Annotated in this window: 19 protein-coding genes; 9 read left to right on the plus strand and 10 right to left on the minus strand. The window is 30.5% G+C overall.

Going from position 1 to position 14,518, the window contains the following annotated elements; translation table 11 throughout:
* Positions 1 to 18: 18 nt before the first annotated feature.
* The 6 genes from gatA to AC27L2_RS08110 are packed head-to-tail and all read right to left on the minus strand — an operon-like array spanning position 19 to position 3,998.
* The gene (gatA, locus tag AC27L2_RS08085; RefSeq protein ID WP_487211242.1) at positions 19 to 1,446 is read right to left on the minus strand and encodes an Asp-tRNA(Asn)/Glu-tRNA(Gln) amidotransferase subunit GatA; all 1,428 of its coding nucleotides are present in this window, start codon (positions 1,444 to 1,446) and stop codon (positions 19 to 21) included.
* Entirely contained in the window at positions 1,443 to 1,646 is a 204-nt protein-coding gene (locus AC27L2_RS08090; protein WP_487211243.1) for a Sec-independent protein translocase subunit TatA/TatB, read from the minus strand. The genes gatA and AC27L2_RS08090 overlap by 4 nt, the downstream gene beginning before the upstream one ends.
* 27 nt (positions 1,647 to 1,673) lie before the next feature.
* Entirely contained in the window at positions 1,674 to 2,369 is a 696-nt protein-coding gene (gene purQ / locus AC27L2_RS08095; RefSeq protein WP_487211244.1) for a phosphoribosylformylglycinamidine synthase subunit PurQ, read from the minus strand.
* The gene (gene purS / locus AC27L2_RS08100) at positions 2,366 to 2,617 is read right to left on the minus strand and encodes a phosphoribosylformylglycinamidine synthase subunit PurS (RefSeq protein WP_487211245.1); all 252 of its coding nucleotides are present in this window, start codon (positions 2,615 to 2,617) and stop codon (positions 2,366 to 2,368) included. Before purS ends, purQ begins: the two co-directional genes overlap by 4 nt.
* 12 nt (positions 2,618 to 2,629) lie before the next feature.
* Positions 2,630 to 3,352, minus strand: coding sequence for a CDP-diacylglycerol--serine O-phosphatidyltransferase (gene pssA / locus AC27L2_RS08105; protein WP_487211246.1), 723 nt, complete (start codon positions 3,350 to 3,352; stop codon positions 2,630 to 2,632).
* Positions 3,345 to 3,998 (minus strand): phosphatidylserine decarboxylase family protein, encoded by a 654-nt coding sequence (locus AC27L2_RS08110; protein WP_487211247.1) that lies wholly within the window; start codon positions 3,996 to 3,998, stop codon positions 3,345 to 3,347. Before AC27L2_RS08110 ends, pssA begins: the two co-directional genes overlap by 8 nt.
* A gap of 123 nt (positions 3,999 to 4,121) precedes the next feature.
* Here AC27L2_RS08110 and AC27L2_RS08115 point away from each other — a divergent pair, with 123 nt between their 5' ends.
* Genes AC27L2_RS08115 through AC27L2_RS08155 form a run of 9 tightly spaced genes read left to right on the plus strand, consistent with a single transcriptional unit; the run spans position 4,122 to position 11,467 of the window.
* Positions 4,122 to 4,448, plus strand: coding sequence for a YbaB/EbfC family nucleoid-associated protein (locus tag AC27L2_RS08115; RefSeq protein ID WP_487211248.1), 327 nt, complete (start codon positions 4,122 to 4,124; stop codon positions 4,446 to 4,448).
* Between the two features lie 2 nt (positions 4,449 to 4,450).
* A complete protein-coding gene (recR, locus tag AC27L2_RS08120; RefSeq protein WP_487211249.1) occupies positions 4,451 to 5,047 on the plus strand; it encodes a recombination mediator RecR in 597 nt (198 codons plus the stop codon).
* Positions 5,047 to 5,781, plus strand: a complete 735-nt coding sequence (locus AC27L2_RS08125) for a class I SAM-dependent methyltransferase (RefSeq protein WP_487211262.1) — start codon at positions 5,047 to 5,049, stop codon at positions 5,779 to 5,781. Before recR ends, AC27L2_RS08125 begins: the two co-directional genes overlap by 1 nt.
* Complete coding sequence (locus AC27L2_RS08130) at positions 5,781 to 6,359, plus strand: hypothetical protein (RefSeq protein WP_487211250.1); 579 nt, start codon at positions 5,781 to 5,783, stop codon at positions 6,357 to 6,359. The genes AC27L2_RS08125 and AC27L2_RS08130 overlap by 1 nt, the downstream gene beginning before the upstream one ends.
* Positions 6,360 to 6,378: 19 nt before the next feature.
* The gene (locus AC27L2_RS08135) at positions 6,379 to 6,849 is read left to right on the plus strand and encodes a hypothetical protein (RefSeq protein WP_487211251.1); all 471 of its coding nucleotides are present in this window, start codon (positions 6,379 to 6,381) and stop codon (positions 6,847 to 6,849) included.
* A 5-nt stretch (positions 6,850 to 6,854) separates the two neighbouring features.
* Positions 6,855 to 7,727, plus strand: coding sequence for a cell division protein FtsX (locus AC27L2_RS08140; RefSeq protein WP_487211252.1), 873 nt, complete (start codon positions 6,855 to 6,857; stop codon positions 7,725 to 7,727).
* 13 nt (positions 7,728 to 7,740) lie between these two features.
* Complete coding sequence (locus AC27L2_RS08145) at positions 7,741 to 8,268, plus strand: polysaccharide biosynthesis/export family protein (RefSeq protein ID WP_487211254.1); 528 nt, start codon at positions 7,741 to 7,743, stop codon at positions 8,266 to 8,268.
* A 10-nt stretch (positions 8,269 to 8,278) separates the two neighbouring features.
* A complete protein-coding gene (locus tag AC27L2_RS08150; RefSeq protein WP_487211255.1) occupies positions 8,279 to 10,510 on the plus strand; it encodes a GumC family protein in 2,232 nt (743 codons plus the stop codon).
* A 3-nt stretch (positions 10,511 to 10,513) separates the two neighbouring features.
* A complete protein-coding gene (locus AC27L2_RS08155) occupies positions 10,514 to 11,467 on the plus strand; it encodes a UDP-glucuronic acid decarboxylase family protein (protein ID WP_487211256.1) in 954 nt (317 codons plus the stop codon).
* 133 nt (positions 11,468 to 11,600) lie between these two features.
* Here AC27L2_RS08155 and AC27L2_RS08160 read toward each other — a convergent pair whose 3' ends face one another.
* The 4 genes from AC27L2_RS08160 to AC27L2_RS08175 all read right to left on the minus strand — a co-directional run.
* Positions 11,601 to 12,257, minus strand: coding sequence for an SGNH/GDSL hydrolase family protein (locus AC27L2_RS08160; RefSeq protein ID WP_487211257.1), 657 nt, complete (start codon positions 12,255 to 12,257; stop codon positions 11,601 to 11,603).
* 7 nt (positions 12,258 to 12,264) lie between these two features.
* A complete protein-coding gene (pelA, locus tag AC27L2_RS08165; protein ID WP_487211258.1) occupies positions 12,265 to 13,428 on the minus strand; it encodes a pectate lyase in 1,164 nt (387 codons plus the stop codon).
* 22 nt (positions 13,429 to 13,450) lie between these two features.
* A complete protein-coding gene (locus AC27L2_RS08170; protein WP_487211260.1) occupies positions 13,451 to 14,245 on the minus strand; it encodes an alpha/beta hydrolase in 795 nt (264 codons plus the stop codon).
* A gap of 14 nt (positions 14,246 to 14,259) precedes the next feature.
* Positions 14,260 to 14,518, minus strand: a 259-nt coding sequence (locus tag AC27L2_RS08175; RefSeq protein ID WP_487211261.1) for a cupin domain-containing protein, incomplete at its 5' end; no start/stop codon positions are given.

Consider the following 14,518-nt stretch of genomic DNA (forward strand, 5'->3'; position numbering starts at 1 on the left):
TCATTATTCCAACTATTTCTATTTTTCTTCCTTCAAGCTTTCGATTACTTTTGCTAATTGAATCAGTTTTAGCTCTTCAAACTGATTTGCCATGAGCTGCATGCCTATTGGCATTCCATCTTTATTTTTTGCAATTGGAATATTTATGCCGGGAATTCCTGCTAAATTTGCAGAGGTTGTATAGATATCACTCAAATACATTTCAAGCGGGTCTGAGGATTTTTCACCAATTCGAAATGCTACTGTTGGAGTTGTTGGAGTTAAAATTACATCAACATTTTTGAAAGCTTCATTAAAATCATTTTTTAATAATCTTCTTACTTTTTGAGCTTTGCGATAATAAGCATCATAATAACCAGCAGATAAAACATATGTGCCAAGCATAATTCTTCTTTTTACTTCTTTGCCAAATCCCTGAGTTCTGGTTTCAGTGTACATATCAATTAAGTCGCCTGCTTGTTCTGCACGAAATCCATAATGAGCTCCTTCGTATCGAGACAAATTTGATGATGCTTCGGCTGTTGTAAGAATGTAGTATGTTGCAATTGCGTATTCTGTATGAGGCAAAGAAATTTCAATTATTTGATGACCATTTGATTTTAGTTTTTCAATTTCATTATTGATGGCATTTTTAATTTCAATATCCAATCCTTCGCCAAAATATTCTTTTGGAATTCCAATCTTAAATTTTTTATCGGTCAAAATATTTTTAGAAAATTCCGGCACGGCTAAATTTTGACTTGTAGAATCTTTTTCATCTTTTCCTGAAATGACTTCAAGAACAAGAGCAATATCTTCAATTGAATTAGCAAATGGTCCAATTGTATCGAAAGAAGATGCAAAAGCAGTCAATCCATATCTTGAAACTCTTCCATAAGTTGGCTTTAAGCCATAAATTCCACAAAATGCAGCTGGTTGACGAATAGAACCACCAGTATCTGTTCCTAAAGAAACATCACATAAATCTGCTGCAACTGCCACTGCAGAACCACCACTTGAACCGCCTGAAACTCTTGAAGTATCGTGAGGATTCAGTACAGGACCGAATGCAGAATTTTCGTTTGACGAACCCATTGCAAATTCATCGCAATTGGTTTTGCCAATAATAATTGCATCTTCATTGATTAATTTTTGAACTGCAGTTGATGTATAAATTGATATGAAATTTCTTAGAATATTTGATGAGCAGGTCATGGGTTTATCTTTAAGAGCAAGCACATCTTTAATTGCAATGACCATTCCAGCAAGTTTTCCAGCTTGATTATTTTTAATTTTTTCTTCAATAATATCAGCCTGCTCAATACAATCTTTGAAAACAAAGTTGTAACAGTTAAGGTTAGAATTCTCTTCAATTCTTTTCAAGAAATAATTAACATTCTCTCGAAGAGAAATTTCACATGATTTAATTTTTTCTATTTTTTCAAAATGATTTCTGTATTGTTTCAAGATTTATCACCATTTTTTTTATCATCATCAATTTTATCAATTGATTTGATATCTTCTTCAACATCCCGCAATGCTTTTTTGAATTCTCTCATTCCTTTGCCAATTCCTTGAGCAAGTTCTGGTATTTTTTTCGAACCAAATAATATTAAAACAACGAGAACAATGATTAATAATTCCGAAGCACCTAAGTTTCCAAACATAATAACCTCCTATGACATAAAAATTTTTTAATAAAAAATGTTTTCTGCAATTGATTTAAAGATTAAAGCTCCATCAGTTCTTTTCAGCAGTGGGTCGCATGCTCTTTCTGGATGCGGCATCATTCCAAGTACATTCCCATTTTTATTTATTATGCCTGCAATATTTTTTAGCGAACCATTCGGATTAAATTCTTTATAAACTTTTCCTTCTTTTGATGAATACCTAAAAACTATTTGCTTATTTTCTTCAAGTGATTTAAGTGTTTCATCATCTGCATAATAATTTCCTTCACCATGAGCTATAGGAATTTTAAGTACATCCTGTTTAATGGATTTTGTAAAAATGGTTTCTTTGTTTTCAATCTTAATATAAACATCTTTACAAATGAATTTTAGAGATTGATTTTTTTGCATTGCACCAGGCAATAAACCAGTTTCAAGAAGAATTTGGAAACCATTGCAAATACCGATTACAACTCCACCATTATTTGCAAATTTTATTACTTCTTCCATAACAGGAGAAAATCTTGCAATTGCACCAGTTCGCAGGTAATCGCCGTATGAAAAACCACCTGGTAAAATAATGACATTAGAATTTTTCAAATCTCTTTCTTTATGCCATATAAATTCTGCGTCATAGCCTAAAACTTTTTTTGTTGCGTAATAGGCATCGTGGTCGCAATTGGCTCCAGGGAAAACAATAACACCGAATTTAGGTTTCATTTTACTTCTTCAAGAGTATATTCGAAATCTTCCATTATTGGATTCGATAATAATTTTTGGCTGTATTCAAGAACTTCTTTTTCTGCTGCATCTCTGTCATCAGTATCAACAAAAAATTCAATATACTTTCCAATTCTTGTATTTTTAACATTATTAAATCCAAGCAATTTAGCTCCTTGTTCAACTGCTTTGCCTTGCGGGTCAAGTATTGTTGGTCTTCTTTTAACAATAACTACTGCCTTAAACAATTTTTAACTCCATTAATTTATTTGTGTCTTCTTGAATAATAAATAAATGTGATTTAATATTCCAAAAATTACCACAGACAGAAAAACAAAGAAAAGAAATTTACCATTTGTTACAATTGCCGATAGCAAAATTATAATTAATCCCACAAATATTAATAATTTCTTAAAAAATTTTTTACTGCTGATTTTTGGTAATGCTCTATATTTAATTTTACTTACCATTAAAATTGATAAAATGATTACCAATGGGAATATAAAATTGTTGTAAGGCTCTGCAACTTGAGTATCTTGATAATAAGAATAAATCAAAGTAGAAATTGTAAGAGCTGAAAGTGGAATTGGAAGACCAGTAAAATCACTTTTTGTTTTTAAGTCTTCAATAAGAATATTAAATCTTGCAAGTCGAAGAGCTCCAGCAATTAGAAGAAATGAACTTATGATTATTCCAATATAATCATATTGATATGCATAAGCTTTGTAAACAAGAAAAGAGGGAGCAGCTCCAAAACTTACAACATCAGAAAGTGAATCGAGTTCAACTCCAAAACGGCTTGATGTGTCCAAAAGTCTTGCTATCAAACCATCCATAGTATCAAAAATTGCAGCTATAATTATAAAAATTGCAGCCATCTTAAAATTATTTTGAGAAGAAAATACTATTGAAATAAAACCACAGAAAATATTTAATGACGTTATAAAATTTGCAATTATTGATTTTGTTAATAATTTATTCATTTATATGCTCAAAAATTATTGTTTCTCCAGCTTTAACTTTATCCCCAACTTTCACTTTGATATTCCAGTTTTTTGGAACAATCAAATCGGAACGACTTCCAAATTTAATCATTCCAAATCTTTGGCCTGTTTTGACTGTATCGCCAAGTCTTAAATCAAACACAATTCTTCTTGCAAGGAAACCTGCAACTTGAGTGAATAATACTTTGCCATATTTACTTGTAATTCCAATTTCAGTCCTTTCATTTCTTAAGTCAGATTTTTCGTGGAATGCAACTAAATAATCACCTTTGATGTAGTTCAGATAATCGATTGTGCCGCTTATTGGAATTCTATTGACATGAACATTAAGTGGCGACATGAATATTGATACTTGAATTGCATTATCATTTAAAAATCTTTTTTCAAAAACTTCCTTAATACTTATTATTTCACCATCTGCAGTTGAAACAATTATATTTTCCCCAGATGGTGTATTGCGTTCAGGGTCTCTAAAAAAATTAATATTAAAAAGAAGGAATAAAATTCCTGCAATAAGTAAAGTGTATTTAATCCAGTTATTGCTTATAAAAAAAGATGCTGCTATTAATATTAAAGAAAAAGCAGCAAGTACTATGAAAGTATTAATGCCATATTTAGAAATCATGAATCTCATTAATCTGTGAATAACGATTGCAAATCTAATATTTTCCAGCTTTAATTTCTTGTGAATAATTTTTTTGGTAATTTTGTGCTGCAACCAAAAAAATAATTATCTCAAGGAGGATTAATGAATTTCAATATGCAAGGTATGTTAAAACAAATTCAGAAAATGCAGGAAGAAATGGCAAAGGTTCAGGCAGAACTTGAACACAAAACTGTTACTGAAGAAAGCGGTGGTGGTATGGTTAAAGTTGTTGCAAACGGCAAAAAAGAAATTATATCGATTACAATAGATGATGAGATTCTTAAGAGTGGTGATAAAGAAATGATTGAAGATTTGATTGTGGCAGCAGTAAATAAAGCTTTGCAGTCTGCTGGCAAATTAGCAGAAGAAGAAATTGGAAATATAACTAAAGGAATGCTGCCGCCTGGATTTAATATACCTGGATTTTAAAATTGTTGATAGCAGAACCATTACAAAAAGCAATTGATGAGTTGAGCAAACTTCCTTCTATTGGGAAGAAAACTGCTCAAAGATTAGCACTTCACATATTAAAGAGTGATGAAAGCAGTGTGAATGCGCTTATTCAAGCATTGTCGGATTTGAAAACAAAAATTAGATTTTGTTCAGAATGTTTTAATCTTTCCGTTGAAGAAAAATGTGATATATGCTTAAGTCCCAAAAGAGATCATTCGATTATCTGTGTGGTTGAAGAAGCAAGTGATGTAATTGCAATTGAAAAGACAAATGAATATAATGGTTTATATCATGTGCTGGGCGGTGTATTAAATCCTCTTGCTCACGTAACAGCTGAACAGCTGCATATTCAAGAATTAATTTCAAGAATTGAAAAAGGCGGTATTAATGAAGTCATACTTGCACTTAATCCCGATACCGAAGGTGATACAACATCATTGTATTTAATAAAATTATTGAAACAATATCCAATAAAAGTATCAAGGATTGCTCGCGGGTTGCCTATTGGCGGCGACCTTGAATTTGCTGACCCAGCAACAATTGGAAGAGCTTTTAGCGGAAGAATTACATTGTGATGCAAAATTGGTATAAAGACTGGTTTGAATCTCCAAATTATCTTCATGTTTACAATCATCGCGATGACACAGATGCACAAAAACTTTCTGATTTAATTTTGTCTACAACCAATTTATCGCCATCATCAAAAATTCTCGATGCAGCTTGTGGTTCAGGCAGACATGCAATTTATTTTTCGCTCAAAGGCTATAAAGTTTTTGGCTTTGACTTAAGTAAAAATTTATTGCAAAAAGCTTACGAAAATTCAATTGCTCAAAATGTCAATCTGAATTTGATTCAAGCAGATATCAGGGAAATTTGTTTTAAGTCTGAATTCGATTTAATTCTGAATTTATTTACAAGCTTTGGTTATTTTGAAAGTGATGAAGAAAATTTCAGTTTCATAAAAAGAGCTTTTAGTTTTCTCAAGGAAAATGGTTATTATGTGATGGATTATTTTAATAAATATTATCTTGAGAAAAATTTAGTACCTGAGTCAGAAAAAAATATTGACGAATTGAAGATATTCGAAAAAAGAAAGATTGAAAATGACCGAGTTATAAAGGAAATAACAATTCTAAAAAATAATTTTGAAGAAAAATATTTCGAATCAGTTAAATTGTATGATGCAAATAAAATTATAGAAGAATTTTTGAGATCCGGGTATAAACTCGATAAAATTTTTGGTGATTATGATGGCAATGAATTTCAAGAAACAATATCTCCAAGAGTAATTTTATTTTTTAAAAAATGATGAAAAGATTTTTTAATATAATAATTCTTTCTTTGCTGTTAGTTTCATGTGATATTTTTTCAACAAGAACACCAGAGGAACCCAATAAACCAAGTTCAAGTTATTTAGCAGCAACATCACCAGAAATTTTATTTAGTAATTTTAAATCATCAGTGGAAGAAAAAATTATTGAAAATTATATCTCCTGTTTTGTTGATACTTCTTTCTTGAAAAAGAAATTTATTTTTATCCCGGCATCTGGTTCATCTGCTCAATATCCAGTGCTGAATAACTGGACAATTCGAGAAGAGAAACAATATTTTATAAATTTGATATCGAAATTGCCTCAAGGTAAGAATATAAATTTATTACTAGATAATACTCAGACAAATTTATTTGGCGATAGTGCAGTTTATTACTTTGATTACACATTGACGATTAACTCCAATAATCAATTAATTGGAGGCACATTTAAAGGCACAGCGCAATTTAAAATATTTTCCGATTCAAGGGACCAATGGTCAATTGTTGAATGGCAGGATATCAAAAAAGAAAATTTTTTATGCTGGAGTGATTTAAAAGGGAGAACAGCTTATTAAAAAATTAGCTTTAATATTTTTGGTAGTAATAATAAGCAGCTGCGTTAATCCATTTGCTCCAAAGCTTGATGAAAATTTAAGCAGCTCTCAAAGTTTGATAAGTGATTTGTCCAGTGTGGATGGTGTTTTTAAAAATTTTCAGTATGCCTACACTTTTAAGGATACATTAATTTATAGTCAGCTTTTAGATAAAAATTTTGTTTTTACTTACAGAGACTATAACATTGGAGCAGATGTAAGCTGGGGGCGAGACGAAGAGATGAGAGTAACTTATGGACTTTTTCAAAATTCACAACGACTTGATTTAGTTTGGAATAATATTGTATCAATAAGCGGGGATTCAACTCATATTGTGAGAAGTTTTAATTTAACAATAACATTTAATCCAACTGACATTGTTTATATTGACGGCAAAGTTAATCTTGAATTGAACAAAGACACAAATAATAAGTGGAAAATTATTCACTGGATTGATGAATCAAATTTCTAATTGTTATGATAACATTTTACACAAAAGAAGCATTGAGAATTTTTAAACGTTCCCCATTTGCATCTGTTGTAATAATTTCTGTTACTACAATTGCAATATTGATGACAAGCTTCTCGATATTAGTATTGCAGTTATCAAATAAATTTTCTCAAAGAATTAAAAAAAGTATTGAAGTTACAGTTTTCTTAGAAAATTTTATTGATTCATCAAGAATACAATTAATCAAGGAAGAAATTTCAAATCAACCGAATGTTGCTTCAATTAAATTTATCAGTAAGGAAGATGCAGTAAAAGAATTTATCCGTGAAACTGGTGAAGATTTCAGAGATGTATTAACAGAAAATCCGTTACCGCCATCATTCATTATAAAATTTAAGCCGGAAAAATTATCTTATGAAAATATCAGCACAGAGATTAATAGAATAAAATCAATTTCCGGCATAACAGAAGTAGTTTATGATAATGAATTCATTATAAAAATTTTGAAATACTTAAAATCGGGTCAGCTGATTGTATATATATTTTCTATACTTTTAATTTTGCTTTCAATATATCTTGTTTACACCAACAGCAGAATACAAATTGAAGCAAATAAAAATTTATATCAAACAATGAAACTTGTTGGAGCAAAATTATCGACAATAAAAATACCTATAATTCTTTATGGAATATTGATTGGAGTGATATCAGGCATAATCTGTGTTGGGATTAATTATATTTTAGAACTTTTATTGATTACCTTACTAAATAATATTAAATTTAGCATAGTATTTAAGAGTAGTTATATAATTGCATTATTTACCGGGGTAATATTAGGATTCATCGGAAGTTATTTTTCATCGAGAACAATTTCATTAACAATTTTAAATGAAGATTAAAGGTGAGGGCTTAATGATAAAAACTAAATTATTTGTAGTAACATTTTATTTTCTGATTTTTTCATCAATATTTGCTCAGGTAAAGGATTACGAACTTGGTGCATCAACTCTGCCCAATCGTTTTAATCAAGCATCTGGCTTTTTTGATTTTTCAGACCCCGAAGCTGTCAATATTAAAGTTTCTGTTTGGGGATTTGTTCGTTACCCCGGGAAATATGTTGTCCCAATTTATACTACAGTAATTGATTTATTATCATATGCAGGCGGTCCAACAGATGCTGCTCATCTTGACGATTTAAGAATCTATCGTATTAATGAAGATTCATCACAGGTATTAATTAAAATTGATTATAATGATATAATGTATGAAAAAAAACTATCAAAGGCTTATAAAAAGCCTCCATCTTTAGAAGCAGGTGATATTCTTGTTGTTCCCGGTGCTCCAAGATTGTACACGAGAGATAAAGTGAGCATATGGCTATCTGTATTGAGTACTTTAATCTCATTATCAATTTTAATATTAAACATAACAAGAAAATAATGAGGGCAATGTGGAAGCAGTAAATAACAGAGATTATCAAGATTCAAGTTCATTAAAAGATTATATAAACCTGATTAGGCTTAATCTTGGTGTAATAATAATAATTGGTTTAACAGGATTAATTATTGGTGCAATATACGCTCTTAATGCACCAGATATTTATAAAACTACAACAGCACTTAAAATTACCAAACCACAAGGGAGTATCTTAAATTCACCATTAATTCCAGAATTCCAAGATTTTGGGAGTGACAGATTTATAGCAAATGAAATTGAAATACTAAAGAGTTATAAACTCAGGGACAAAGTTGCACAAGCTTTAATTGATAGTTTCAAGACAACGAGCACAAAAAATATTTTTAGTTTAATACTCGATAATTCAGAACAAAAGAGTATACCAGTTCTTCTGTCAAAAGAAGACATTATTGATTTACTTGAAAGAAAAGTCTCGATAGAACAAAAACGCGGATTAGATATTGTAGAAATAAATGTTGAATCTCCTTCTCCAAAAGAAGCCGCAATAATTGCAAATTCTTATGCTGCAGCTTACAAAGAATTAAATCTTGAATATAATCGTCAACAATTGACAGCTATAAAAAATTTTTTAGCGCAGCAACGTGAAGAAAAACTTTCAGAACTTGCTCAGGTCGAAGAAGCTTTAAGAAATTATCAAGAACAAAAAGGAATAGTTCAATTGCCGGAACAGGCAAAAGCTTTAATTGAACAAACTACAGATTTTGAATCTAAGATGAATGCTACAAAAATTGATTTGACTATTGCAGAGAAAACATTAAATCAATACAAAGCTGAACTTGCAAAGAAAGACCCAAACATAAATGATTATATTGAAAGTTTTGCAACTGAACCTTATATAAAAAATTTACAGATGCAAATTGCTGATTTAATGACGCAGAAAGACCGTGCTTTATCATCGAGCAAGGATTCACGTAAAAAGGATGAAATAATTAGAGAATTTGATTCTAAGATTAATGACTTAAGAGAAAAATTAAACAGCCAGCTTACAGTTTATCGTGCCGGCATTTTAGCTGCAAGCCCAGATGAAATAAAAGACTTAACCAAAAAAGTTCTTGAAGAAGAAGTAAAATATCAATCCCTTCTTGCTTCATATAAAAAGCTGAATGAAATTGTTAATGATTATGATAAAAGATTAAGCAAACTTCCTACAAGTTCAATTGACCTTGCAAGATTAACTCGAGAACAATCAGCTTATGAAAAATTATATCTTCAAGTAGAAGAAAAATATCAGGAAGCAATTATTAATGAACAATCTGTTCCGGGTAATGTGTTGATTATTGATCCTGCATTAGTACCACTTAAACCATCTAAACCAAATAGACCTTTAATTGTTGTTATTGGATTATTTTTAGGCTTGGGTATAGGAATTAGTTTTGCATTTGTTCGTAATCATTTCGATAACACAGTTAAAACTCCCGAAGATATTCAAAACAGAAATATTAATATTCTTGCATGGATACCTCAAATTGAAGGATTAAATAGCAATAATAAAGAATTGGAATTTATTGTTGCCAAAAAGCCTGATGCAAGTGCAAGCGAAGCTTACAGAGCATTAAGAACCAGAATTAAATTTTCTAAAATTGATAAAGAATCTTTGAAGACAATTTTAGTTACTTCATCAATGTCACTTGAAGGGAAGACAACAACTTCAGTAAATCTTGCTGGAAGTCTTGCCCTTGCAAATTATAAAACACTAATTTTAGATGCAGATTTAAGAAAGCCAAGAGTTCATTCTGTTTTTAATGAAAAGAGATTCCCTGGATTTACAGATTATTTTTTTGGTCAAACTTCATTTGAACAGATACTTCGTTCTACATCAGTTAATAATTTATTTTATATAAGTGCTGGAACAATCCCTCCAAATCCTTCGGAGATACTTGGTTCTGCACAAATGGAATCATTCCTTGAAAAATTAAAAAAAGAGTTTGATTATATAATTATTGATTCGGCGCCTCTTATTGCTGTTACGGATTCTGAAATATTAGCTCAATATGTTGATGGAACTATTCTTGTAGTTTCTGCAAATAATACTGAAGTTGATTTAATGGAAAAATCAGTTGATATATTAAGAAGAGACAATTTATCATTCCTCGGTGTAGTATTGAATAATTTTCAATATAGAAGTGGTTATAGCTCTTATTATAAATATTACTACTACTATTCAAATCCAACCAATGGCTCAAAGAAAAGTAAGGTCAAAGTTTAATCAATGCAGAAGAAAACAGCTGTTGTAACCGGCGGAGCAGGATTCCTTGGCTCCCATCTTTGTGATAGATTAATTAATGAAGGCATGAAAGTTATTTGCCTTGATAATCTTTTAACAGGCAGAATAGAAAATATTGAACATCTTTTTGGCAACGAAAATTTTCAATTCATTAAACTTGATGTTACAAATTATATTCATGTTCCTTCTAAAGTTGATTATGTTTTGCATTTTGCATCACCAGCAAGTCCAATTGATTATTTAAAATTGCCAATCCAAACTCTTAAAGTTGGTTCACTTGGAACTCATAAAGCACTTGGACTTGCAAAAGAAAAAAATGCAGTTTTCCTTTTAGCCTCTACTTCAGAAGTCTATGGCGATCCGCTTGTTCATCCTCAAAGTGAGGATTATTGGGGAAATGTTAATCCAGTTGGTCCTCGTGGTGTTTACGACGAAGCAAAAAGATTTGCAGAAGCAATGACTATGGCTTATCATCGTTATCATGGGCTTCAAACAAGAATAGTGAGAATATTTAATACTTATGGACCAAGAATGAGAATTGACGACGGACGAGCTTTGCCAGCATTTTTCTCTCAAGCCTTAAGAGGTGAAGATGTTACAGTTTTTGGAGATGGTTCTCAAACTCGAAGTTTTTGTTATGTTGATGATTTAATTGAAGGAATTTTTAGATTGCTTATGTCGAATGAAGTTTATCCTGTCAATATTGGAAATCCAGATGAAGTTTCTCTGAAAGAATTTGCTGAAGAAGTAATTAAACTTTGCAATTCAAAAAGTAAAATTGTTTATAAAGAACTTCCACAAGATGACCCAAAAGTTCGCCAGCCGGATATAACACGTGCAAAAAAAATTCTTAACTGGGAACCAAAAATTAGCAGAGCAGAAGGATTAAAATTAACACTCGAATACTTTAAGAAAATGATTCTCGGAAGTAATACATAACACTAGTCTAATCTTATTTTAAAATTCTGTGAAAAAAATTTTCAGTTAAAGTAGACTTTTCAAATTGATTAATTCAAATCATTCTTATTACAAAATTGCTTTAACCAATTTCAAATCTTTTTGATTAAAGAAATTATTTAATAATAGCATTTAATTTCTCAAATACTTTTTCTGCAATTTCCTGATGACCTTTTATATCAGGATGCAAACCATCCCAAAAATTTTGAGGGGATACTACATTAAATAAACTTAGAAAATATAGTTCTTCTTCGTCAGCAATTTTGCTGTATTCTTTTTCTAATTTTATTAATGAGTTGTAAGTATTTTCGTTATATTTTTTCTGTTTGTTGATATCTGACATTGTTTCTAAATTAATATTGCAGGGAGACATCAATAAAATTTTTGCTTTGGGCACTTTGTTTTTTATTTCCTCAATCATCCATTTGATATTTGATACACATTCATTTACAAGACTGTCATTTCCATCTTTCAAATCATTCACGCCAAGGAGAATTGTAAACAAATCTGCATCAGGATATTTTTCTAAAATTGGAAGAAGTTCTTTCTTATCTGATGTTTTTCTGCCTTTTCTTCCTTCATTAATCATTAACAATTTATCAGTCTTTTTAGCAATTTGTTCTACCCATCCATTTCCTTCAACTCCAGCTCCATATGTAATTGAATCTCCAAAACACACAATTTTATATTTAGATTTTTGACTTAACATCATAAATGAACTTAATAGAATTATTAATGATAATGATAAAATTATGTTAATAAGATTTTTCATGACTGACTCACTTTTTTTCTAAAACATTTTCATTTGGGGCATATTTTTTTTGCCACTCAGGATATTTATTCAGAACTTCTTGAGGTGCATAAGTATACCATGTGTAGCCAGCTCTTCTTTCATGTTCAACTTCTGCAAGCGAATAAACAATTTTTTTATTCCGATTGCAAAACATAGGTCTGTTAGTTTTTAATTCATAGTAACGAGTCCATATTGGAGGAGCAGTTGAATCTTCAACAACAATTCTGTCATAATTAAAAGTACTGTAGTAATATTTTTTCGGTTCAATTTTTTTCTCAACGATTTTTATTCCTTTAATTTTAGATTCTTCGAACCATTTAACAGCACTTTGGACTGCATTAATTATTTCTTTTGAGGGATTTTCTATACTCATTAAAAAAAGAACAATTTCTGCACTTTCTCCGTTACAAATGCATGGTGGCTCAAAAGCTCTTGCCCATTGAGGAAATAATCCAATATTATCTGCCTGCTGAGGCCAAGCTGTAAGTTTTCCATTTTCGTTTATTTGTGTTTTAATAATGCATTCAAGACCTTTTTCAAAAGCTGCTCTTACTTTTTCTCTTCTTTCATTATCAACAAATGAATATTGAGGTTTATTTTGAACAATATTATGAAGTACCTTCATTATACCAATCATTGCTCCATCATTAAAAGTAATATATTTTCTGTAGCCGCTTGTATCAGGATAAAATTGAGGCCAGCCGCCATTTGGATATTGTGCAGAAAGTATGTAATCAATTCCTTTCAAACATGCTTCTTTGTATCTTTCATCATGAATTAAATAATAAGCTTGAGCAAGGTATTCAATTTGTGAATGAGTTGTGCCATTGTCGAATGTAGTATTAAATTGATGTTTAGCGTTTCTTAAAGAATCTTTTTGCTCTTCAGTTAATATTGCAAGCATGTCATAATTTTTAGGCCATCCGCCGTTTTCTTTTTGATATAACAAAATGTTATCTGCAATCTCTTTAACATTTTCTGGTTTATATCGTGGACGATTTGGCAGAGGATGAATTACATTATCTTCTGCATAAATATCATACCAGTGATGTGCACTATTCTGAAAACCTGAAACATCAGGAAAATTTTTTATTGAACTTTGCGCATAAAGAAAAGAAAAGGCAGCAAATAAGAATAATATTTTTTTCATGTTAATTATTCTCCAAAAATTTTTATTGGATTGCAGCTTTTAACCAATTAAGAAAAATATTTCCCCATGTTGATGCTCTGCCTCTATCTGGTTCTATTCCAAAGCCGTGTCCTCCTTTGTCATAAATATGCATTTCTACTGGAATATTTTTTTTAATCAACACATTAAAAAAGTTTATGCTTTGTTCAACAGGAACACGCTGGTCATCTGAGGCATGAACAATAAATACTGGCGGAAATTTATCTTGAACTTTTTGATATAAATTTTGAAGCCATGGATAAATTAAAACAGCAAAATCAGGTATGCAGCTTGTTGAATCAATTTTGTCATTAAAAAATTTTTTGTCGTTAATAATCATATTAGCTGCTAAATGACCACCAGCCGAAAAACCCATAACACCAATTTTATCTGGATTAATATTAAATTTATTTGCATTAGCTCTCACATAACTGACTGCCCGTTGAGCATCAATTAAAGCAAGATTTTCATTGAGTCTGTATTTTAATACAAATGCATTAATACCATTCTCGTTCAGCCATTTTGCAATTTTAATTCCTTCTTTTTCAAATGCGAGATGAGTATAACCACCGCCCGGGAAAATTATTATTGTCGGGGTATTGTTATTTCGATTTTCAAAAAGAAAAACAGAAAGCTCGGGCTGGTTTACATTTCTATAACGACCATCTTCATAAGTTTCATTATTTATGCTTTCACTTCCAGGAGCATTGGTATTCCATAATCTTAATGTTTTAATTTGACCAAATGAAATACTCACGAATAAAAATAAAACAAAAAATATTTTTGCTATGAGTTTCATTTTTCTGCTCAAAATTATTTTTTGATAAAATCTTCACGATAAGGATGAAAGATGTCGATTAACAAACTATCTTCTTCAAGAGCTAATACTCCATGTTCAATATCAGGAGGGACAAAATAAACATCTCCAGCTTTTTGAATTTTCTTTTCGCTGCCGAGTGTAACTTCGAACGAACCATTTACAATATATGAAACCTGTTTATGTGGATGTTTATGTAAATATCCAATTGCCCCTTTCTTAAATTCAACTGCAGTCAGCATTAAATCTTTATCG

The sequence above is a fragment of the Rosettibacter sp. KY25 genome, assembly GCF_057554405.1.